Raw genomic sequence first — 19963 nt, 5'->3', positions numbered from 1 at the left:
GTTAGTGCTCTAGGCCCGTGTGGCCCGTCTGCATTCATCCCATGGCGCTCGGCCCAGCGAGGTGAAATCGTGGGGGCATGCCGGAGCCCAACGATGAGGGACATGCCGCCGACGCCGAGATCGCCGTGCTGGATGCGCACTGGCGGGCCGCCAATTATCTGGCGGCCGGGCAGATCTATCTGATGGGGAACCCGCTGCTGGCGGAGCCGTTGCGGCCACAGCACATCAAGCCGCGGCTGCTCGGGCACTGGGGGACCTCGCCCGGGCTGAACCTCGTGTACACCCACCTCAACCGGGTGATCAAGCAGCGGGGGATCGAGGCGCTCTGTGTGTGGGGGCCCGGGCATGGCGGGCCGGCTGTGGTGGGGAACTCGTGGCTGGAGGGGAGTTACAGCGAGACGTATCCCGACGTCACACGGGACGCGGATGGGATGGAGCGACTGTTCCGGCAGTTCTCGTTTCCCGGTGGGGTGCCGAGTCATGTGGCGCCCGAGACGCCCGGGTCGATTCATGAGGGTGGGGAGCTGGGGTATTCGCTCTCGCACGCCTACGGGGCCGCGTTCGACCGGCCTGACCTGCTCGTCGCCTGCGTCATCGGGGACGGGGAGGCCGAGACCGGTCCGTTGGCCGCCTCATGGCATTCCAACAAGTTCCTCGATCCCGTTCGGGATGGTGCTGTCCTGCCGATTCTGCATCTCAACGGGTACAAGATCGCCAACCCTACGGTTCTCGCCCGGCTGCCCGAGCACGAGCTCGACCGGCTGTTGCACGGGTACGGTCATCATGTTCTGCACGTGACCGGGGACGATCCCGCCGCCGTGCACCGCGCCATGGCCGTCGCCATGGACACCGCGCTCGATCACATCGACGCCATCCGGCGTACCGCCCGCGAGGAGGGCATCACGGACCGGCCCTCCTGGCCCGTCATCGTGCTGCGCACGCCCAAGGGGTGGAGCGGGCCCCGTGAGGTCGACGGGCTGCCCGTCGAGGGCACCTGGCGGTCCCATCAGGTGCCGCTGTCCGGGGTCCGGGACAACCCCGAGCACCTGCGGCAGCTGGAGGCGTGGCTGCGGTCGTACCGGCCGGAGGAACTGTTCGACGAGCGTGGGCGCCCGCGTCCGGACGTGCTGGAGTGCGTGCCCGAGGGGGCGCGGCGGCTCGGCGCCACCCCGTACGCCAACGGCGGGCTGCTCCTCCGCGACCTGCCCGTCCCGCCGCTGGAGCGGCACGCGGTCGCCGTGGACCGGCCGGGGGCCGGGCGGAGCGAGCCGACCGCCGTCCTCGGCGGGCTGCTCGCCGAGGTCATGGAGGCCACTGCCGAGCGCCGCGACTTCCGTCTCGTGGGGCCCGACGAGACCGCTTCCAACCGGCTGCAGGCGGTCTACGACGCCACCGGCAAGGCGTGGCAGGCCGAGACCGTTCCGACCGACGAGCACCTCGACCGGCACGGGCGCGTCATGGAGATCCTGTCCGAGCACACCTGCCAGGGGTGGCTGGAGGGGTACCTCCTCACCGGACGGCACGGGCTGTTCTCTTGTTACGAGGCGTTCGTGCACATCGTCGACTCGATGGTCAACCAGCACATCAAGTGGCTGCGGGTCTCCCGGCGGCTGCCCTGGCGGCGGCCCGTCGCCTCCCTCAACTACCTGCTCACCTCGCACGTCTGGCGGCAGGATCACAACGGGTTCTCGCATCAGGATCCCGGCTTCGTCGATCACGTCCTCAACAAGAGTCCGGAAGTCGTGCGGGTGTATCTGCCGCCTGACGCCAACACCCTGCTCTCCGTCGCCGACCACGCCCTGCGCAGCCGCGACTACGTCAACGTCATCGTCGCCGGCAAGCAGCCCTGCTTCGACTGGCTCACCCTCGACCAGGCCCGCGCCCACTGCGCCCGCGGCGCGGGTGTCTGGGAGTGGGCCGGTACGGAGGACGGGCGGCGGGAGCCCGACGTCGTCCTCGGCTGTGCCGGGGACGTGCCGACACAGGAGACCCTGGCCGCCGCCTCGCTGCTCCGGCGGCACCTGCCCAACCTCGCCGTACGCGTCGTCAACGTCGTCGACATCGCCCGGCTGATGCCGCACGGCGAGCACCCGCACGGCATGCCGGACCACGAGTTCGACGCCCTCTTCACCACCGACCGGCCCGTCGTCTTCGCGTACCACGGCTATCCGTGGCTCATCCACCGCCTCGCCTACCGGCGGGCCGGCCACGCCAACCTGCATGTGCGCGGCTACAAGGAATCCGGCACGACGACCACGCCGTTCGACATGGTCGTCAGCAACGACCTCGACCGTTACCGGCTGGTGATGGACGTCATCGACCGCGTGCCCGGCCTCGGCGTCCGGGCCGCCGCCGTGCGGCAGGCGATGGCCGACGTGCGGACGCGCCACCACGCGTGGATCCGCGAGCACGGCACGGACCTGCCGGAGGTCGCGGAGTGGAGCTGGGACGGGTGAGCCCCGGCGGCTGAGCCTCTGATGGGTGAGCCTCCGATGGGTGAGCCCCGGTGGGCGAGGCCCCGGCGGGGGAGCCCCCGGCGGCTCAGCCGCCCGCCCGGGCCGCCTCCGAGGCGATCACCGCGGCCTGGATGCGGCGCTCCACGCCCAGCTTGGCGAGCAGCCGCGAGATGTGGTTCTTCACGGTCTTCTCGGAGAGGAAGAGCTGCCGGCCGATCTGCCGGTTCGTCATGCCCTCGCCGATGAGCGCCAGGATGTCGCGCTCGCGCGGCGACAGGCCCGCCAGCCGGTCGTCCTCCGGGTGGGCGCCCTCGTCGCCGCGCAGGCTGCTCATCAGCCGGGCGGTGGTGGCCGGGTCGAGCATGGACTGCCCGGAGGCGACCGTGCGGATCGCCGCCACCAGGTCGGAGCCCTTGATCTGCTTGAGCACGTAGCCCGCGGCGCCCGCCATGATGGCGTCGAGCAGGGCGTCGTCGTCGTCGAACGACGTGAGCATCAGACAGGCCAGGCCCGGCATCCGCGACCGCAGCTCGCGGCAGACCGAGATGCCGTCGCCGTCGGGCAGCCGGACGTCCAGCACGGCGACGTCCGGGCGCAGCGCGGGCCCCCGGGCGAGGGCCTGGTCGATCGTGCCGGCCTCGCCGGCCACCGTGATGTCGTCCTCGGCGTCCAGCAGGTCCTGGATGCCCCGCCGGACGACCTCGTGGTCGTCCAGGAGGAACACCCGGATCGGCTTCTCCGGAGAGAAGACCCTTGCCTGTTCCACTGCCCCTCCTGTCACCGTCCGCGCCGGTCGCACCGGTCACGCTTCGTGTCGATCCTGGTCGATCGTACGGGGCGGTGCCATGGGCCGAACGGCCCCACCTCCCGAAGCGCCCGGAGCCCCCGGCCCCGGCGGCCCGCACGGCGCAGGGGCCACCGCCGTCCCGTCCCGCGAGGCCGAACGGGTGGTGTTCGCGTCACGGCCGTTCACGGTGCCCGGCGCCCGGGCGCACGCTGTGCGCACCGGACGCACTTTCGCGCCCGGCGATTCCGGAAAGGCGGTGGAACATGCCCGGTCTCGAAGTGAAGAGCACCGGCCTGCTGTTCCTCGGCAACGGTCAGCAGAGCAATTTCGCCTTCGACTTCCGCAAAGTCCCGTCCGGCAGTTCCTGGATCCGGCCCTGTGTGAACCACACGTCGTTCAGCGACCGGGTCGCCCAGCTGGAGTACGTGTCCGAGTTCTCGTTCTGGGAGTTCGACGACCCGATTCCGCCGTTCTGGGGGCTGACGCTCCGGGCGACCGGGAACTCCGAGTTCATCTTCACCCTCGTCCTTGTGACCCCGTAGTCACCCCTCAGTCTCCGTACTCCGTAGACATCAGCAGTAGACATCCGCGACGGAACGGACGGTCCCATCATGCGCGTACACGCGTCATTCGACGAGAACGGGGACATCATCGCCCTGGCGGAGATCGTGGAGGAGGGCGACGACCGCGTCGGGGTCCGCCCGGTGCCCGGCGAGGACCGCAAGGTGGCGGAGTTCGCGGTGCCGGACGAGTGCGTCGGCAAACCCCTCGCGGAACTGGCCGCCCGCTACCGGGTGGAGGACGCGTCCGGCGGGCCCCGGCTGGCCCGGCGGTAGCGGACGGGACCCGTCCGGCGGATGCGCAAGGGCCGCCGGACGGGTTCCCGGACGGGTTCCCCGCTGGGTTCCCCGACGGGGGCGCGGTGGCGTCCGCGCGGGCTCGGGGCCGCAGGATGTTCCGCAGGTTCAGGGCCGCGGGATGTTCCGCAGGTTCGAACGCGCCATCTGCACCATCCGGCCCACACCCCCGTCCAGCACCATCTTCCCGGCCGAGAGGGCGAAGCCGCTCACCATGTCCGCGCTGATCTTCGGCGGCATGGAGAGCGCGTTGGGGTCGGTCACGATGTCCACCAGCGCCGGCCCCTTGTGCCGGAACGCGTCCCGCAGCGCGCCCCGCACCTGCTTCGGCTTCTCCACCCGCACCCCGTACGCCCCGGCCGCCGTCGCGAGGGCCGCGAAGTCCGGATTGCGGTTGGCCGTGCCGTACGACGGCAGGCCGCCCACCATCATCTCCAGCTCCACCATCCCCAGCGACGAGTTGTTGAACAGCACCACCTTCACCGGCAGCCCGTACTGCACCAGCGTCAGGAAGTCGCCCATCAGCATGGAGAACCCGCCGTCCCCGGACATCGACACCACCTGCCGGTCCGGGTCGAGGAACTGCGCCCCGATCGCCTGCGGCAGCGCGTTGGCCATCGAGCCGTGGGTGAACGAGCCGATGACGCGCCGCCGGCCGTTCGGAGTGAGGTAGCGGGCGGCCCAGACGTTGTTCATCCCGGTGTCGACGGTGAACACCGCGTCGTCCGCCGCCTCCTCGTCCAGTACCGACGCCACGTACTCCGGGTGGATCGGCGTGTGCTTCTCCACCTTCCGCGTGTACGCCTTGACGACCCCCTCCAGGGCGTCCGCGTGCTTCTTCAGCATCTTGTCGAGGAACTTCCGGCCGCTCTTCACCCGCACCTTCGGCGTGAGGCAGCGGAGCGTCTCGCGGACGTCGCCCCACACCGCGAGGTCGAGCGCGGACCGCCGGCCCAGGTGCTCGGGCCGCACGTCCACCTGGGCGATCTTCACGTCGTCCGGCAGGAACGCGTTGTACGGGAAGTCGGTGCCCAGCAGGATCAGCAGGTCGCACTCGTGCGTGGCGTCGTAGGCGGCGCCGTAGCCCAGCAGCCCGCTCATGCCGACGTCGTACGGGTTGTCGTACTGGATCCACTCCTTGCCGCGCAGCGCGTGCCCGACGGGCGCCTTCACCCGCTCCGCGAACCGCATCACCTCGTCGTGCGCCCCCGCCGTGCCGGCGCCGCAGAACAGCGTCACCTTGCCGGCCTCGTCGACCATCCGCGCAAGCGCGTCGATCTCCGCGTCCCCCGGCCGCACCGACGGCCGGGCGGTGACCAGCGCGTGGTCCCCGGTGGGCACGGCGGCCGGCTCCCCGGCGACGTCCCCGGGCAGCACGATGACGCCGACCCCGCCACGCCCGATCGCGTTCTGGATGCCGGTCCGCAGCACGCGCGGCATCTGCTGCGGGGTGGACACCAGCTCGCAGTAGTGGCTGCACTCGCGGAACAGCTGGTCCGGGTGGGTCTCCTGGAAGAAGCCGGTGCCGATCTCGGCGCTCGGGATGTGCGAGGCCAGCGCGAGCACCGGGGCCATCGAACGGTGCGCGTCGTACAGGCCGTTGATCAGGTGCAGGTTGCCGGGGCCGCAGGAGCCCGCGCAGGCCGCCAGCTTCCCGGTCAGCTGCGCCTCCGCGCCCGCGGCGAACGCGGCGGCCTCCTCGTGGCGGACGTGCACCCAGTCGATGGCCGCGTTGCGGCGCACCGCGTCCACGACCGGGTTGAGGCTGTCGCCGACGACCCCGTAGAGCCGCCGCACCCCGGCCCGCGCCAGGATGTCGACGAACTGCTCCGCCACCGTCTGCTTGGCCATGAGAACGCTCCTCCGTTCCGCCGAGTCGTACGCGACCGGCGCGGCGACGCGACCGGTCTCCCGCGCCCCTGCCCCCATCCACCCACGGAACACCTGGTCACGCATCTTCGTGTATCCGGGCGGCGCACGGGGACCCAGTCCGCGGAGGCGGGGAGCTCAGTCCAGGCCGCGTGCCGCCCGGAAGCGGGCCAGGGCCTCGGCGAGGTCGACGAGCGGTTCCGGGTAGCGCAGCCGGGCGCGGTCCGCGGCGGGGAGCTTCCACGGCTCGTGGGCGGCGGGCCCGGGGACGCCGGCCAGCTCGGGGACCCAGCGGCGGACGTACGCGCCGGCGGGGTCGAAGCGGCGGCCCTGGACGACGGGGTTGAGGACGCGGTTGGGGCGGGTGTCGGTGCCCGTGCCGGCCATCCACTGCCAGTTGAGCTGGTTGTTGGCCAGGTCGCCGTCGACGAGCTGGTGGAGGAAGTGCCGGGCGCCCTCCCGCCAGTCGTGGTGGAGCGACTTGGCGAGGAAGGAGGCGGTGATCATACGGGCCCGGTTGTGCACCCAGCCCTCGTGCGCGAGCTGGCGCATCGCCGCGTCGACGACCGGGTAGCCGGTGTGCCCGGTCCGCCAGGCGTCGAACTCGCCCGGATCCCGCCGCCAGCGGTCGTGCCGCGTCCGGTAGTCGCCGGCGGCGGCCCGCGGGCGGGCGGCGAGCACCTGGTGGTGGAAGTCGCGCCAGGCCAGCTGGCGGACGAACGCCTCGGCGCCGGGTGAGTCCCCGCGGGCCCGCGTCACCACTTCCAGCGGGGACAGGCAGCCGAAGTGCAGGTAAGGGGAGAGGCGGGAGGTGGCGTCGGCGGCCAGGTCGTCGTGGAGCTCGGCGTAGCGGTCGACGCCGTTCCGCAGCCAGGCCGTCAGCCGCCGCCGGCCCTCGCGCTCGCCGCCTTTCGGCACGCCGGACGCCGCGCCGCCGCCCCCGAGGTCCGCGGCGGACGGCACCGGCAGCCCGTCCACGTCCGGCACCTCGACGCGCCGGGGCGGGGCCGCGACCGCCCGCGGCGCCTGTGCCGACCAGCGGCGGAAGAACGGCGTGAACACCGCGAAGTGGTCCTTCCCCGCGGGTACCACCGCGCCTGGCGCCACCACCGTCACCACCGCGTCGTGCACGCGCAGCCGCCGCCCGTCCGCCTCCAGCGCGGCGCGCAGCCGCTCCTCGCGGCGGTGCGCGTAGCCGCTCACCCCGGCGGCGACGTGCACCTCCGCCGCGTCCGCCGCCGCGGCCACCCGGCACGTCTCCTCGACCACGTCGCCCCGGCGGACGACCAGCCGGCCGCCGCGCGCCCGCAGCCCCTGGTCCAGGTCGGCCAGGCAGTCGGCGAGGAACGCGGCCCGGTTCGGCGCGGCGAAGCCGGCCGCGGCGACGCCGCTGTCGACGACGAACAGCGGGACGACGCGGTCGCCGGCGCGGAGGGCCGCCCGCAGCACGGGGTTGTCGTGGAGCCGCAGGTCGGAGGTGAACAGGGCGAGGGCGACGGACATGGCGTCAGGCTACGGCGCGTCCTCACCGCCGGCCGGGGACGCGCGGCGCGGGGGCCGTTCGGGTGAGTGGACCGCTCGGGGCAGGGAACCCGGACCGGGACCTGGAACACCTGATCAAGAACCCCGCGCACCTCGGATGCGGCGGGGGAGGAACGACCGTGACGAGAGAGGTCCGTATGCCCGCCGACGAACTGACCCGCTTCCTGGCGGCCCTGAGCCCCGCGAGCCGGGAGAAGGTCCGCAGCCAGGCGCCCGAGCGGCAGGAACAGCTGGCCGCCGCGTGGGAGGCCGAACTCGCCGAGGACACCGACCTGGACACCCTCAGCGAGCTCTCGCCCGCGGCGGCGGCGGACGAGGCGGCCGAACGGGTGGTGCGGGAGTTCTTCGAGGAGTGAGGGGCCAGAGAGGAGTGAGGTGACTGGAGAGGAGCAAGGGGGCTGGAGAGGAGTGAGGGGGGCTGGAGAGGAGTGAGAGGGCTAGAAGCGACGGCGGTCGGTGACGGCCGCTCGCGCCGCGGGAGCGCCCTCGGAGCGGTGCGTCCCGTGGCCCGGGAGTGCCTCGGACCGGGCGCCGGAGCCCGGCCGTCCCGCCGTCACCTTGGTGCTCTCCAGCACCTGGTCGACCTCCTCCTGCACCGGGCCGCCGGCCGGCTGGTCGATGCCGAGGAGGAAGGCGGACCGGGCGTCGTCCACCTGCAGGAGCGTCATCCGCAGCCGGGCGGGACCGTCCTTCTCGGCGTCCACCCGCAGGGCCACGGTGTGGGCCGGGTGGCCGTCCACCGAGGTCGGGCGGGACTCCAGCAGCGCGACGGACCGGTCCGGGTAGAAGAACTCCGCGTTCGAACGGGCGGACCGCTCGGCCCACATTCGCAGTCTGTCCTCGGGGATCGCGCCGGAGCGGCCGGTGAAGACGACGGCCATGTGGCGGTCGTCCTGCTTCTTCCTGCCGATCGCCGTGGTGAAGGCGTCGATGAGCTTCTGCTTCCTGTCCTGCTCCCAGCCCTTGGGGACGGCGTAGTTCAGCCCAGCCGCGCCGTCCGCCACCCGCGGCCGGCCGGCCAGCGGCGACCCGTCCCCGCCGCCCCACATCAACCACCAGGCACCGGCCGTACCGCCACCGGCCAGTACGGCCAGCGCGACGGCCCCGGCCACCAGCCCGCGCCGGCGCCGGCGCGGCGGCGCGGGCGGGAAGGCGGGGAACGGCAGGTGCGAGGGGTGCGGCTGCGGTGCGGTGAGCGGCGTGGTCATGACCCCAGCCTGCCGCCCGACAGGCGGCCGGGCCTGAGCGTTCGTACTCAGTTTCGGTACTCAGGTGACCGCTGCCTCGCGGGTGACGGGAGGCTCAGGCCAGGTCCAGCACCGCCTTGCCGTGCAGGCGGCGGCTCATGAGCAGGTCGATGGCGTCCGCCGCCTTGTCCCATGGGCCTCGCCAGGTGACGTGGGTGTCCAGTTCCCCGGACGCCACGAGGCCGGCCAGCAGGGTCAGGTCCTCGTCGAGGTCCGAGCGGCGCAGGAGGTTGAAGGTGACCAGCGTCCGGTCGTGGGGTCCCGGTGCGCCGCTGAACGCGTCGTGCGGGAAGGTGTGGGGGGCCTCCGTCGCGCGGCCCACGGAGACGAGGGTGCCGTGCTCGGCGAGCCGGGCGTAGCCCTCGACCAGGTGCCGGCCGCCGACCATGTCGACGACGCCGTGCACCGGTTCGGTGAGGGACTCCGGGCCGGTGACGACCTCGTGCGCGCCGAGTGCCCGGAGGTCGTCGCCGTGCGTGCGGGGGGCGCCGGTGGACGCGATCACGTACGCCCCGGCGCGGCGGGCGAGTTGGACGGCGTACCGGCCGACGCCGCCGGTCGCGCCCGTGATCAGGACGCGGCGGCCGAGGAGCGGGCCGATGCGCCGGAGCGCGTGCAGGGCGCTGGCGCCGGCCACGGGGACCGTGCTGATCGCGCCGAGGTCCGCGCCCTCGGGCACGGTGCCGATGAGCCCGGTGTCGACCGCGCGGAGCTCCGCCCAGGCTCCGTCCGGGGCCAGGGTGACCACGGGGGTGCCGGCCGCGGGGCCGGAGCCGTCGGCCGCCGCCCGTTCGACGACGCCCGCCGCGTCCCAGCCGAGTACGGCCCCGGCGGGCGCCGCCGCCAGGACGTGCTTGATCTCGCCGAAGTTCAGCGAGGTCGCGGCGGTGCGGACGAGCGCCTGACGGGGTGCCGGCTCGGGGTCCGGCGCCTCGCCCAGCCGCAGGCGGGCGGGGGCGGTGGGATCGACGAGAAGTGCGCGCATGGCAGGGTCAGCCCTTCCGGAGAACGATTGTGCCACTCAGTGGCATAAACCTACAAGGGGCATTAGCTCCCGCGCTACACTGGCCGCGATGGCCGCCACCGACACCCCCGACCACACCCCCGCCCCCGCCCGCGCCGGCGATCCCTCGGAACGCCTGCCGCTGCGCGAGCGCAAGAAGCTGCGCACCCGCCGGACACTGATCGACACCGCTCTGGAGCTCTTCACGGAACGCGGTTTCGACGGGGCGACGCTGGACGAACTCTGCGACGCCGTCGAGGTGTCCAAGCGCACCTTCTTCCGCTACTTCGCCAGCAAGGAAGACGTGGCGATGGCGCCGACCCAGGACCTCTGGGCGGTGTTCCTCGACGACCTGGAGACCCGCGAGCCGCACGGCGGGACGGTGCTGGAGATGCTCCAGGCGGCGCTGTTCGCCGCGCTGGAGCGGATGACCGACGAGGACTGGGCGCGGCGCGTCCGCCTCAGCCGCCGGCTGGCCGCCGAGACGCCGTCCATGGACGCCCACGGCCTGCACTTCTGCGACCGCACGGTACGCGGGGCGGCCGACATCCTCGGGCGCCGGCTGCGCGTCGACGGGCCGGAGGACGGCCTCCGCCTCCGCCTGGCGATCGACTTCTTCGTCGCCGCCCACCGGCGCGCGCTGGACGCGTGGGTGGACCTCCCCGACGCCCCGGGCCGCGACGCCCTCGCGGCGGAGACGCGCCGCGTGTTCGCCGCGGTACCGGGGGTGCCGGGCCTTCCGGCGGAGCCGAGGGCCGTGTAGGCGGCGGAGCCGTCCTCCGTCGACGGGAGCGCCTGGGCGCCTGGGCGCCTGGGCTCCTTGGGTCCTGGACGGATGTGCTAGGAGCGGCAGTTGGTGACCGTGCCGCCCTTGCTGTTGTCGGTGCGGCAGAGGTTGTCGCCCTTGCCGCCGTCGACCGTCCCGTACGGGCCGAGGACGACCGCCGTGCCGCCCGGGCCCTGGATCACGTCATCGTCGTCGTCCCCGGAGAGCGTGGCGTACCCCTCCTGGCCGGCGGACGGCACCTCGATGAGGTCGCCTCCGGCGCCCCCGCTGACGTAGGTCGCGCGTGCCGCGGAGCCGACGCTGATCCCCTTGACGCGGATGACGTCGTCGCCCTCGTCGCCGTCGACGGTCGCGGGCTTGGGGAGGCGGGACTCGACGGGGAGCGTCCCGTCCACCGTGATCTCGTCCTCGCCGAGGCCGCCGCGGACCGGGCCGGCCAGCGTCCCGACCGAGATGGTGTCGTCGCCGGAGCCGCCGTCGAGACGGTTCGTCTTGTCGTAGCCGGGGACGCGGAACGCGGCGACGTGCAGGGTGTCGTTCCCGTCGCCGCCGTCGATCGTCGCGCTGAACACGCCGCCGGTGGTGATCGCGTCGTCCCCGGCGCCCCCCTCGACGCGCCCGCGGAACGACACCTCCCCGGTGGTGACGGTGTCGTTGCCCGCGCCGCCGCGGACGGTGCCCTGGACGCTCCACGAGTCCCGGTCGGTCACGGTGATCTCGTCGTCGCCGTCGCCCCCGTCGACGGAACCGCGGACGTCCCCTCCGCTGCCCCCCGCGAGGATCCTGTCGACCGTGATGACGTCGTCCCCGCCGAGGCCGTTGACCGCGCCGGAGAGGTGGCCGCTGACGGCGTCGCCGCCTCTGACCTCGATGATGTCAGCCTTGTCGGTGCCGTTGAGGGGCTCGTCGTAGGAACGGAGCCCCTCCGTGCAGACGATGTGCACGCCGCCGCTCGCCAGTTGGGTGCTGGTGCAACCGGCCGGAAGCACCTTCGCGATCGCGGCCGGAGCCGTGGGCGCGGCCGCGAGCACGAAGCCCACGACGAGCGCGCCGACGGCGGTGTGTCTCAAGCGCATGGCTGTCCCCTCCTGAAGTCCTGCATATGCCACCGGTGAGGGCCAACAGCGTTCCGGGCGCGGCCCGGACTTCACAAGCGGGAAACCGGCCTTGAGCCGCTTCCGTGGTGTCACGCGCTCCGGGTCAGGCCGACAGGGTCCGCCGGTGCCGCTCGATGGTGAGGTGCGCCCAGGGGCACATCACCAGGCGCGGGACCGTCGCGAACGGGAACCAGTGCAGCAGGACCCCTTCCGTCAGGGGCAGCGCCTCGGCCGCGCCGTCCCACTGCCCGAGGAAGACCGTGATCAGGTCGGTTTCCGTGTCGGGATGGGCGGGCACGACGGCGAACCTCTTCAGCTCCGGCAGGAAAAGACCGGCTTCCTCGTCGAGTTCACGCGCGATCGCCGCCTCGGGCGTCTCGTCGCGCTCCCGGCCCCCGCCGAGCAGCGACCACGTGCCCGGATCGCAGATACCGGGAATGTTGTCGCGCAGGTGCAGCAGGTACTCTCCTCGCCGGTTGACGATCAGAGCCGCCGTGCCGTCCGGTTCGGGCATGCCAGTCCTCCGGTTTCCGCGGGGCTTCCATGGTTCCACGGGCCGTTGATCGTCAGGGCGGGCGTGCCGGGCGCCGGCGCCGGTGTCCGGCCTCGGGTTATCCACCCTTTCGGGTAACTTTCATGTCGTTTCCGTGGGTTGGATTCGCGGAAGTAAACGAGGAGAGCCCGCTTCCGCGCGGGAGGCTGTCGTGTGAGGGGGATCCGCTCATGTCGTACGCCGCGCACAGAACCGCTCTCCGCCGTATCCGCTGCATCCCGCTTCTCCGTCGCCGCGCCGCGCGGCTCGCGGTGGTGGCGGCGCTGGCGCTGCCCGCCGTCGCTCTGGGGACACCGGCGCACGCGGCGTCGTCCTGCGTGGTCAACGACGTCGCCCAGACGGGGACGATCATCACCGGGACGCCGCAAGCCGACGTGATCGTCTGCTCGTTCGTGGACTCGGCGACCGTCGTCGACTCCCTGGGCGGCGACGACACGTTCATCCTCACCGGCACGGTGGACGGCCGGATCCGCGGCGGTGACGGCAACGACCGCTTCGCGCTGTCCTCGACCGCCGAACTCAGCGAACTCGGCGACATCGACGGGCAGCGGGACCAGGACGGCTTCGACCTCAGCGGCAAGGTGCTCGGCACCGTGCGCGGCGGCCAGGACGCGGACCGCATCCTCGTCTACCAGGGCGCCACCACGGGGCCGAGGACCGACCTCCGCGGCGCCAAGGGCGCCGACGAGATCGCCGTCGAGGCCCCCGTGGTCCTCCACGGCCTGATCGAGGGCGTCGAGGAGGACGACCGCATCACCGTCGCCGGCACGGTCGCGAGCGACGGCACCGTGCTGGGCGGCGCGGGCCAGGACGACATCCAGGTGGGGACCAACCTGGGCGTGGTGGACGGAGGTCCGGACGCCGACCACTGCACCGTCGCCGCGGGCAACCCGCCGGTCGGCTGCGATCCCTGATCCCGGACCGCGCAGAGCGGGCGGCCGTCGCCGGGAAGCGGTCACGGCCGCGCCGTGTGTCCCCGCTCCGCGGCGCCCTCGTCCACCACCGGCGGCCGACGCCGCAGCAGCGCCCGGACGTTCTCCGCGGCCCCGGTGCTCCGGGCCTCGGGAGAGTGGCCGCCGTTGCGCCGCCGGAACGCCGTGTCCAGCTCCAGGACCGCGGCGGTCAGGGTCTCCGGACGCCGCAGGTAGGACATGAGCTGATCATGGACGCGGTCGCCCCGGCCGGTCGCCCCGGCCGGCCGCCACGACCAGGACCCGCCACCGCACGGCCTTCAGCTTCCGCTCCGGCTCCGACCCGTCGAGGAAGTCGCCGTCCTCGACGGCGCGGGAGCGGGAGATCGCCTTGGCCCCCTGCACCACCCGGATCGCCAGGTCGCCCTCGGGGCTGTCCAGGCCCCGGCGGGCCACGTACCGGTGGTGCATGCGGCGCGGCACCTCGCTCTTCGACGACATCCCGCGCACGACCGCCTTTGAGCGGCAAATCGATCACGCCCGGATCTTGACCGGTCGCCCGTTGATCACAGTCGAAAGAGTCCGCGGCATGACATGACCCGGATTTTCGACAACCTCCCGAAGTGGGGGGTCGTCGGAGGTCCTTGCCCCCTTCGCGCTCGGGAAAGGGGCGCCTGGGCATGCGTGGGTACGGCCGTCGTCCGGTATGGCGGAAAGCGAAGAGTGCAAATAAGAACGATAAGCAGATATAGCACTCTTTGGGGTTGAAGTAATCGATAGATGCTGGTCAGTCTTGGCAACGCGAGCTGTCATATGACTGCCCTCCACGGAGGGGGTCGGATGATCCGGCCATCTGCTCGTCGCACCCCACGACGGGAAGGCAGGAAAATGAGCAGACTCAAGCGGGCGACCACCGCATCGGCCCTGGCACTGGCCGTGTCGGGAATCCTCGGAGCCGCCACGACGGCGCACGCGGACGCCGCGTACGACGACATCACCATGCTGAAGCAGGAGAAGACCCAGTGGTGCTGGGTGGCCTCCGGGCTGACGATCGCCAAGTTCCAGGGCTACGGCTCGACGCAGAGCGACTTCTGTACCCGGGCCAACCCGTACTACGGCTGCAACAACCAGCCGGCCACGCTCGACGACATGGCCAGGGGCTGGGGCAGCCTCGGCATGTCCCACACCGGTACGGGCCTGAGCAGGGCGGCCACCTTCAGCGAGATCCAGACCGAGGTCCGGGGCCCCCGGCCCGTCGGAGCGCGCATCGGCTGGACGTCCGGCGGCGGGCACATGAACGTCGTCTACGGCTACGACACGTCGAACAACACCATCGGCGTCGGCGACCCCTGGCCGGACACGACCACCTACACGTGGTGGAACTACAACGACTACGTGAGCAACAGCTCGTTCAAGTGGACCCACTCCCGCACCGGCATCTCCCGCTAGGAGCGTGACATGCGCGATCAGAGAACGTCCGCGACACGGCGGGCCGTCCGCCCCTCCCGTCTCCCTCTGGCCCTGGCGCTCGGCGCGTCGGTCCTGCTGTCGGTGGGAGCCGGCCCGGCCGGCGCCGCCGCCAAGGGCCCGGCCGACCTCCCCAACCTCCAGGCGGCCCTGGACACGCTGAAGTCGACCGCCACCCGCGAGGCCGTCTGCCGCTTCCTCAGCGCACCGGTGCCCGGCGGCGGGTCGCCCGGAGCGGTGGTCACGCTCCCCGCCAAGGCCGACCCCTGCGAGGGCGTGCCGTCCTTCACCATCAAGGACCCGCTGGCCCTGAACGAGATCGCACCGGCCTTCGTGGCGGGAACCGCACAGCCCACCCTCGCCGACGCGGTCAAGCTCGCCTACGCCGTCGCCGGGGTGAGCACCTCCGGCGGCCGCACCGCCACCGTCCTGCTCGCCCCCACCGGCACCACCGGCTGGCACCTGGCCGCCGTCCGGGAAGGCGACACGGACGCCACCTACGCCGGCAAGGCCGACCTCGCGACGACGGTGTTCAGCGAGCCGCAGATCCACGGCTTCTACCAGCTGAAGCTCACCACCGTCGAGCCGCTCAACGACGCCGCCCGGCAGGGGCTGAACGGCCAGCCGTCGGTGTCCCTCGCCGACTACCAGAAGCTGGTCAAGAGCCGCTACGCCGACAAGCAGCCCGGCTCGGAGTTCGACACCAAGGGCTTCTCCAGCGGTCTCGGCGCCGGCCGTCCGCACCCCTCGTCGCCGTCCTCGGCCCCGCTGGTCGTCGGCGGATCGGGCGCCGCCGCGCTCGTCCTCGCCGCCGGCGCCGTCGGCCTCCGCCGCCGCAAGCGCGCACAGCTCCGCTGACGCACCCGAACGACCCGTACTTCCCCTCCAGGCTTCGCCCCGGTCTCCGGCCCACCCCCCCCGGAACCGGGGCGAAGCCCTGCCCGGACGGCGCGTCAGGGCATCACGCCGGCGCCGTGCCCAGGTGGTCCGTGAACCACTCGCAGGCCAGCTCCGCCACCGTGTCCAGGGCGCCCGGTTCCTCGAAGAGGTGGGTGGCGCCGTCGACGACGACGAGGCGGTTCTCGCAGCGCAGGCGAGCCGCCGCCTGGCGGTTGAGGTCGAGGACGGCCTCGTCCAGGCCGCCCACCAGGAACAGCGTCGGGGCCCGGACGGCCTCCAGCCGGTCCAGCGCCAAGTCCGGCCGGCCGCCCCGGGACACGATGGCCGCCGGGCCCTCGCGGCCCTCCTCCGCCGCCGCCCACAGGGCCGCCGCGGCGCCGGTGCTCGCGCCGAAGTAGCAGAGCGGGACGGACTCGCGGCGCATCCACTCCGTCACCTGGCCCAGCCGGCCGGCCAGCAGGCCGATGTCGAAGACCTTCGCCCGGTCCTCCGCCTCCTCCGGCGTCAGCAGGTCGAACAACAGCGTCCCCAGGCCCTCCCGGTTGAGCACCCCGGCCACGGAACGGTTGCGCGGACTGTGCCGGCTGCTGCCGCTGCCGTGGGCGAACAGGACGACGGCCGGCGCGCCGGGCGGCATCGTCAGGTCGCCGTCCAGGGTGACCGTACGGTCGTCCACCGGCAGCTTCACCGGGGCCGGACCGTGGATGTGCGCCCCGGTGTGCGGCGGCGCGGCCGTGTCGTGCCGGAGCAGGGAGACGACCTCCTCGTCCTCCGTCTGGGAGAAGTCCCGGTACCACTCGCCGACCGCGGAGAACCCGGCCGGCGCCGACAGGTACACCAGCTCGTCGGCCTCGCCGCGCAGCGACTCCACCGCGTCCGGCGAGGTCACGGGCACGGCCAGGACCACCCGGCGGGCACCCAGGGCCCGGGCCACCCGGCAGGCCGCGACGGCCGTGGAACCGGTGGCGATCCCGTCGTCCACCACCACCGCCGTCCGGTCCTCCAGCGGCACCCGCGGGCGTCCGCCGCGGAACCGCTCGGCCTGCTCCCGCAGGTGCCGCTCCTCGGCCTGCTGGACCTCCACCAGGTCGTCCTCGTCCACCCGGCCCATCCGCATGATGTCGTCGCGCACCACCCGCACGCCGCCCTCGCCGAGCGCCCCGAAACCCAGCTCCCGGTGCGAGGGAACGCCCAGCTTGCGGACCAGGATCACGTCCAGCGGGGCACGCAGCGCCCGGGCCACCTCGTAGGCCACCGGTACGCCGCCGCGCGGGAGGCCGAGCACGACGGGATCCTCTTCGCGCAGGTGCCCCAGCCGCTCGGCCAGCCGCCGGCCCGCGTCCACTCGGTCGTCGAATCGCATGGTTCACCTCCGGCAGCCGGGCGCACCCGGCCGGCGGGAAAGGTCTCCCTTCCACTATGCGACCCCCGCCGGTGCGCTCCAACCCGGGCCCGGGCGCTCACCCGCCGCCGTCGGCCAGGGCCGTCCGGACGCGTGCCGCGGCCTCCTCGGCCGCCGCCTCCGACGCGTACCGCGTCCGCGGCCAGAAGAAGCCCCGCAGCCCGTCCTTGCGCTCGCGCGGGACGACGTGCACATGGAAGTGCGGGACGGACTGGCTCACCTTGTTGTTCGCCGCGACGAACGAACCGGCCGCGCCCATGCCGCGCTCCACCGCCCCGGCGACCCGCCGCACCCGCGCGAAGAACGGCCCAACGTCCGCCTCCGGCAGGTCGGTGAGGGTCACCACGTGCCGCCGGGGCACCACCAGCACATGCCCCGGGAACAGCGGCCGGGCGTCCAGGAACGCCACCGCCGCGTCGTCCTCCAGCACCCGGTGGGCGGGCGCCCCGCCCGTCACGATCGCGCAGAAGGCGCAGTCCGGCGCCGAGGGGTTCCGTGGTTCCCGCATGGGTCCGAGTGTCCACGAGCCGCCGGCCGGTCGCCCGGTGATCCGCCCGATCCGCCGATCCCCTACGGTCCGGGCCGCCCGGAACCCCTCCGGTCTCTCACGCCCCCGGAGCCCCGATCTCGGAGGACGAGGCGTCGCCGCCTCCCGGGGCGGGCATCAACCCGCCGTGGGCCTTCCCGACGGGGGAAACAGGGGGAGACCGGAATGGCCGGACGTCCGCGCTTGTCCTTCGAGGCCGTGGTGGCGCTGCTGATCGTCGTGATCGCCGTGGGGCTGCTCGTGCTCGACCGTGCGGGGGTGAGATTCCCGTCCCTGCCGAAGAGCACGTCCCATGAGCGCAGCACCATCAACGACTGGCATGACCCTTTCTGGATGCAGCGCCACGACCCCTTCTGGAACCAGCCGCCCCCGATGCCCGCACCGATGGGGCCCTATCGCTGAGCGGGGGCCAAGGGCCGGGAGGGGCCATGAAACCGCCGGGAAGGGGCAAGCGCACCCCCATCGGGTGATCTTGAACCGACCTGGGGGGAGCCGCCGAGATGTCGATGTCCGAGCCCTCCGTCCCGCGGCGGGGCCGCACCGGACGCCGGACGGCCCTCGGCCTCCGCCGGGCCGCCTTCGCCCTCGCGCTGATCGCCATCGTGGTCTGCGGCGCCGGGCTGACGTTGCGGACCGCCGCCGCCCACGCCGGCGAGCGTCCGGCCGGTGTCCTGGCCGCCCTGCTCGCGCTGGGCGGCGCCGGGGCGGCGTGCTTCCTCGGACGCCGCCGGCCGCGCGGGGCCTGGGACCGGGACGTGCCGGTCGTCGTCGCGCCCGTGGACTGCGCGCCCGTGGACTACGCGGCCATGGACGCGGCCGAGTTCGAGGAGGCGGTCGCCCGGCTGTGCGCGCGGGACGGCTGTACGGACGTGCGGGTGGTCGGGGGTGCGGGGGACCTCGGGGCCGACGTCCTCGCCACGGCGCCGGACGGGCGGCGTGTCGTCGTGCAGTGCAAGCGGTACGGGGACGAGCACAAGGTCGGCTCGCAGGACCTGCAGCGGTTCGGTGGCACTTGTTTCACCATTCACGGTGCTCACGTCGCTGTCCTGGTCACCACCAGTGACTTCACCGGTCCCGCTCTTGAGTACGCCGCGCGCAGCGGCATTCTCTGCCTTGACGCCCGGGCGCTTGCCGCGTGGAGTGATGGCGGTTCGGCGCCGCCTTGGCGGCAGGCGGGTGCGGCCGTGTGAGGCGTCGGGTGCGGTCGTGGTGCCCCAGCCCCGCCCCTTCACCGTTTCCTGGGGCTCCGCCCCAGACCCCGAAAGCGGCTTCGCCGCTTGTCCTCGAACTCTCACGGAGGGGGCACTCCCACGGGCTGAATTGCCGCCTCCATCGGGTAGGGATCCCCCATGCCCCTCCTCGTCGGAACCTCCGGATGGCAGTACGCCGACTGGCGCGGCGGCCTCTACCCGGACGGGCTGCCCCAGCGGCTGTGGCTGGAGGAGTACGTCCGCCACTTCGTCACCGTCGAGAACAACAACGCGTTCTACCGGCTGCCCTCCCCGGAGACCTTCGCCGACTGGCGCGACCGTACGCCCGAAGGGTTCGTGATGGCCGTCAAGGCCAGCCGGTTCCTCACCCACATCAAGCGGCTCCGCGACCCGGCCGAGCCCGTCGCGCGGCTGATGCGCCACGCGGCGGGGCTCGGGGACCGGCTCGGGCCCGTGCTGCTCCAGCTGCCGCCCACCCTGCGGGGCGACGCGGCGGCGCTGGACGCCGTCCTCGCCGAGTTCCCGGCCGGCGTCAGGGTGGCCGTCGAACCCCGCCACCCCAGCTGGTGGACGGACGAGGTGCGGGCCGTCCTCGAACACCGCGGCGCGGCCCTGTGCTGGGCCGACGCGGGGTCCCGGCCCGCCGGACCGCTGTGGCGCACCGCCGGCTGGGGCTATCTGCGCTTCCACGGCGGCCGGGCCCGGCCCTGGCCGCGGTACGGCCGCCAGGCGCTCGCGACCTGGGCCGGGCGGGTGGCGGACGCCTGGCCCAGGCAGACCGACGTGTACGCCTACTTCAACAACGACCCCGGCGGGGCCGCGGTCCTCGACGCGGCGGTCTTCGCCCGGGCGGCCGCCCGCGCCGGGCTGGACGTGGCCACCGGAGGCGCCGTCAGATCGTGACGCAGATGCCGTCCTCGATGGTCCGGCCGTCGCGCTCCAGCCCGCCGCAGACGAGCTTGGCGCCCTGCTGCTCCCGGTTGACCTCCCAGCGGTGCGAGGCCGCGGTCACCTTCGGCGAGTGGTAGTCGCCCCAGTAGGCGCGGATCGTGCCGGGCAGGCCGTCCTTGGTCCGGACGGTGATGTCCTGGACGAACCGGTTGTGGTGGGCCGTCATCACACACAGGTACTTGCCGCAGTGCCCGCTGACGCCCGCCTGCGCGGGCGCGGCCGCCACCAGGCCGAGGGCGAGGGCGGCGAGCACGGTGCCGGTCTTCTTCTTCAGTCCCAATGGTCTTCCCCGTGTCCGAGTGCCGCGCCCGGGTGGCACGGCCGTCGGCGGCCAGTAGACCGGCCGCCGGGCGGGGACGGGGGCCTTTTGCGGGAG

At 73.2% G+C, this 19963-nt stretch carries 23 protein-coding genes; 11 read left to right on the top strand and 12 right to left on the bottom strand.

The window, feature by feature from the left end; genetic code table 11:
• Nucleotides 1–77 precede the first annotated feature (77 nt).
• Complete coding sequence (locus tag JNW98_RS03175) at nucleotides 78–2456, top strand: phosphoketolase family protein (protein ID WP_223766502.1); 2379 nt, start codon at nucleotides 78–80, stop codon at nucleotides 2454–2456.
• Between the two features lie 85 nt (nucleotides 2457–2541).
• Here the strand turns inward: JNW98_RS03175 and JNW98_RS03170 are convergent, their stop codons facing one another.
• A complete protein-coding gene (locus JNW98_RS03170) occupies nucleotides 2542–3222 on the bottom strand; it encodes a response regulator (protein WP_223766501.1) in 681 nt (226 codons plus the stop codon).
• Between the two features lie 284 nt (nucleotides 3223–3506).
• Here JNW98_RS03170 and JNW98_RS03165 point away from each other — a divergent pair, with 284 nt between their 5' ends.
• Together JNW98_RS03165 and JNW98_RS03160 are read left to right on the top strand one after the other, a co-directional pair.
• Nucleotides 3507–3785, top strand: a complete 279-nt coding sequence (locus tag JNW98_RS03165) for a hypothetical protein (RefSeq protein WP_223766500.1) — start codon at nucleotides 3507–3509, stop codon at nucleotides 3783–3785.
• Nucleotides 3786–3854: 69 nt separating this feature from the next.
• A complete protein-coding gene (locus JNW98_RS03160; protein WP_223766499.1) occupies nucleotides 3855–4079 on the top strand; it encodes a hypothetical protein in 225 nt (74 codons plus the stop codon).
• Nucleotides 4080–4208: 129 nt separating this feature from the next.
• Here the strand turns inward: JNW98_RS03160 and JNW98_RS03155 are convergent, their stop codons facing one another.
• Together JNW98_RS03155 and JNW98_RS03150 are read right to left on the bottom strand one after the other, a co-directional pair.
• Nucleotides 4209–5951: a pyruvate dehydrogenase gene (locus JNW98_RS03155; protein ID WP_223766498.1), complete on the bottom strand. Its 1743-nt coding sequence runs from the start codon at nucleotides 5949–5951 to the stop codon at nucleotides 4209–4211.
• Nucleotides 5952–6107: 156 nt separating this feature from the next.
• Nucleotides 6108–7472, bottom strand: a complete 1365-nt coding sequence (locus tag JNW98_RS03150) for a cryptochrome/photolyase family protein (protein ID WP_223766497.1) — start codon at nucleotides 7470–7472, stop codon at nucleotides 6108–6110.
• Between the two features lie 158 nt (nucleotides 7473–7630).
• Here JNW98_RS03150 and JNW98_RS03145 point away from each other — a divergent pair, with 158 nt between their 5' ends.
• Entirely contained in the window at nucleotides 7631–7867 is a 237-nt protein-coding gene (locus tag JNW98_RS03145; RefSeq protein ID WP_372459152.1) for a hypothetical protein, read from the top strand.
• A gap of 81 nt (nucleotides 7868–7948) precedes the next feature.
• Here JNW98_RS03145 and JNW98_RS03140 read toward each other — a convergent pair whose 3' ends face one another.
• Together JNW98_RS03140 and JNW98_RS03135 are read right to left on the bottom strand one after the other, a co-directional pair.
• Nucleotides 7949–8719, bottom strand: coding sequence for a hypothetical protein (locus tag JNW98_RS03140; RefSeq protein ID WP_223766496.1), 771 nt, complete (start codon nucleotides 8717–8719; stop codon nucleotides 7949–7951).
• Between the two features lie 94 nt (nucleotides 8720–8813).
• Nucleotides 8814–9743 (bottom strand): zinc-binding dehydrogenase, encoded by a 930-nt coding sequence (locus JNW98_RS03135; RefSeq protein ID WP_223766495.1) that lies wholly within the window; start codon nucleotides 9741–9743, stop codon nucleotides 8814–8816.
• A gap of 88 nt (nucleotides 9744–9831) precedes the next feature.
• Here JNW98_RS03135 and JNW98_RS03130 point away from each other — a divergent pair, with 88 nt between their 5' ends.
• On the top strand, nucleotides 9832–10524 hold the full coding sequence (locus tag JNW98_RS03130; RefSeq protein ID WP_223766494.1) for a TetR/AcrR family transcriptional regulator: 693 nt from the start codon (nucleotides 9832–9834) through the stop codon (nucleotides 10522–10524).
• 77 nt (nucleotides 10525–10601) lie between these two features.
• Here the strand turns inward: JNW98_RS03130 and JNW98_RS03125 are convergent, their stop codons facing one another.
• On the bottom strand, nucleotides 10602–11624 hold the full coding sequence (locus JNW98_RS03125) for a hypothetical protein (protein ID WP_223766493.1): 1023 nt from the start codon (nucleotides 11622–11624) through the stop codon (nucleotides 10602–10604).
• 124 nt (nucleotides 11625–11748) lie between these two features.
• On the bottom strand, nucleotides 11749–12159 hold the full coding sequence (locus tag JNW98_RS03120) for an NUDIX domain-containing protein (protein WP_223766492.1): 411 nt from the start codon (nucleotides 12157–12159) through the stop codon (nucleotides 11749–11751).
• A 209-nt stretch (nucleotides 12160–12368) separates the two neighbouring features.
• Here JNW98_RS03120 and JNW98_RS03115 point away from each other — a divergent pair, with 209 nt between their 5' ends.
• Nucleotides 12369–13112, top strand: a complete 744-nt coding sequence (locus JNW98_RS03115) for a hypothetical protein (protein ID WP_223766491.1) — start codon at nucleotides 12369–12371, stop codon at nucleotides 13110–13112.
• A gap of 41 nt (nucleotides 13113–13153) precedes the next feature.
• Here the strand turns inward: JNW98_RS03115 and JNW98_RS03110 are convergent, their stop codons facing one another.
• Together JNW98_RS03110 and JNW98_RS03105 are read right to left on the bottom strand one after the other, a co-directional pair.
• Nucleotides 13154–13351 (bottom strand): hypothetical protein, encoded by a 198-nt coding sequence (locus JNW98_RS03110; RefSeq protein WP_223766490.1) that lies wholly within the window; start codon nucleotides 13349–13351, stop codon nucleotides 13154–13156.
• A 7-nt stretch (nucleotides 13352–13358) separates the two neighbouring features.
• A complete protein-coding gene (locus JNW98_RS03105) occupies nucleotides 13359–13610 on the bottom strand; it encodes a hypothetical protein (protein ID WP_223766489.1) in 252 nt (83 codons plus the stop codon).
• A 387-nt stretch (nucleotides 13611–13997) separates the two neighbouring features.
• Between JNW98_RS03105 and JNW98_RS03100 the strand changes: the two genes are divergently transcribed.
• Both JNW98_RS03100 and JNW98_RS03095 read left to right on the top strand, forming a co-directional pair.
• On the top strand, nucleotides 13998–14558 hold the full coding sequence (locus JNW98_RS03100) for a C39 family peptidase (RefSeq protein WP_223766488.1): 561 nt from the start codon (nucleotides 13998–14000) through the stop codon (nucleotides 14556–14558).
• Between the two features lie 9 nt (nucleotides 14559–14567).
• Entirely contained in the window at nucleotides 14568–15434 is an 867-nt protein-coding gene (locus tag JNW98_RS03095; RefSeq protein ID WP_223766487.1) for a hypothetical protein, read from the top strand.
• A gap of 103 nt (nucleotides 15435–15537) precedes the next feature.
• Here the strand turns inward: JNW98_RS03095 and JNW98_RS03090 are convergent, their stop codons facing one another.
• Together JNW98_RS03090 and JNW98_RS03085 are read right to left on the bottom strand one after the other, a co-directional pair.
• Entirely contained in the window at nucleotides 15538–16839 is a 1302-nt protein-coding gene (locus tag JNW98_RS03090) for a phosphoribosyltransferase (protein ID WP_223766486.1), read from the bottom strand.
• 97 nt (nucleotides 16840–16936) lie between these two features.
• Complete coding sequence (locus tag JNW98_RS03085) at nucleotides 16937–17386, bottom strand: HIT family protein (RefSeq protein ID WP_223766485.1); 450 nt, start codon at nucleotides 17384–17386, stop codon at nucleotides 16937–16939.
• 204 nt (nucleotides 17387–17590) lie between these two features.
• Between JNW98_RS03085 and JNW98_RS03080 the strand changes: the two genes are divergently transcribed.
• The 3 genes from JNW98_RS03080 (at nucleotide 17591) to JNW98_RS03070 (ending at nucleotide 19539) form a co-directional block, all read left to right on the top strand.
• Nucleotides 17591–17827, top strand: a complete 237-nt coding sequence (locus tag JNW98_RS03080) for a hypothetical protein (RefSeq protein WP_223766484.1) — start codon at nucleotides 17591–17593, stop codon at nucleotides 17825–17827.
• Nucleotides 17828–17925: 98 nt separating this feature from the next.
• Complete coding sequence (locus JNW98_RS03075) at nucleotides 17926–18615, top strand: restriction endonuclease (RefSeq protein ID WP_223766483.1); 690 nt, start codon at nucleotides 17926–17928, stop codon at nucleotides 18613–18615.
• Nucleotides 18616–18774: 159 nt separating this feature from the next.
• Nucleotides 18775–19539 (top strand): DUF72 domain-containing protein, encoded by a 765-nt coding sequence (locus JNW98_RS03070; RefSeq protein WP_223766482.1) that lies wholly within the window; start codon nucleotides 18775–18777, stop codon nucleotides 19537–19539.
• Here JNW98_RS03070 and JNW98_RS03065 read toward each other — a convergent pair.
• The gene (locus JNW98_RS03065; RefSeq protein WP_223766481.1) at nucleotides 19529–19867 is read right to left on the bottom strand and encodes a hypothetical protein; all 339 of its coding nucleotides are present in this window, start codon (nucleotides 19865–19867) and stop codon (nucleotides 19529–19531) included. The two genes, JNW98_RS03070 and JNW98_RS03065, sit on opposite strands and share 11 nt — an antisense overlap.
• Nucleotides 19868–19963: the final 96 nt, after the last annotated feature.

Source organism: Streptomyces huiliensis, assembly GCF_020037025.1.
Classification (GTDB): Bacteria; Actinomycetota; Actinomycetes; order Streptomycetales; family Streptomycetaceae; genus Streptomyces; species Streptomyces huiliensis.
Note: the sequence above shows the minus strand (reverse complement) of the source record. Positions and strands in the feature narration are given on the sequence as shown.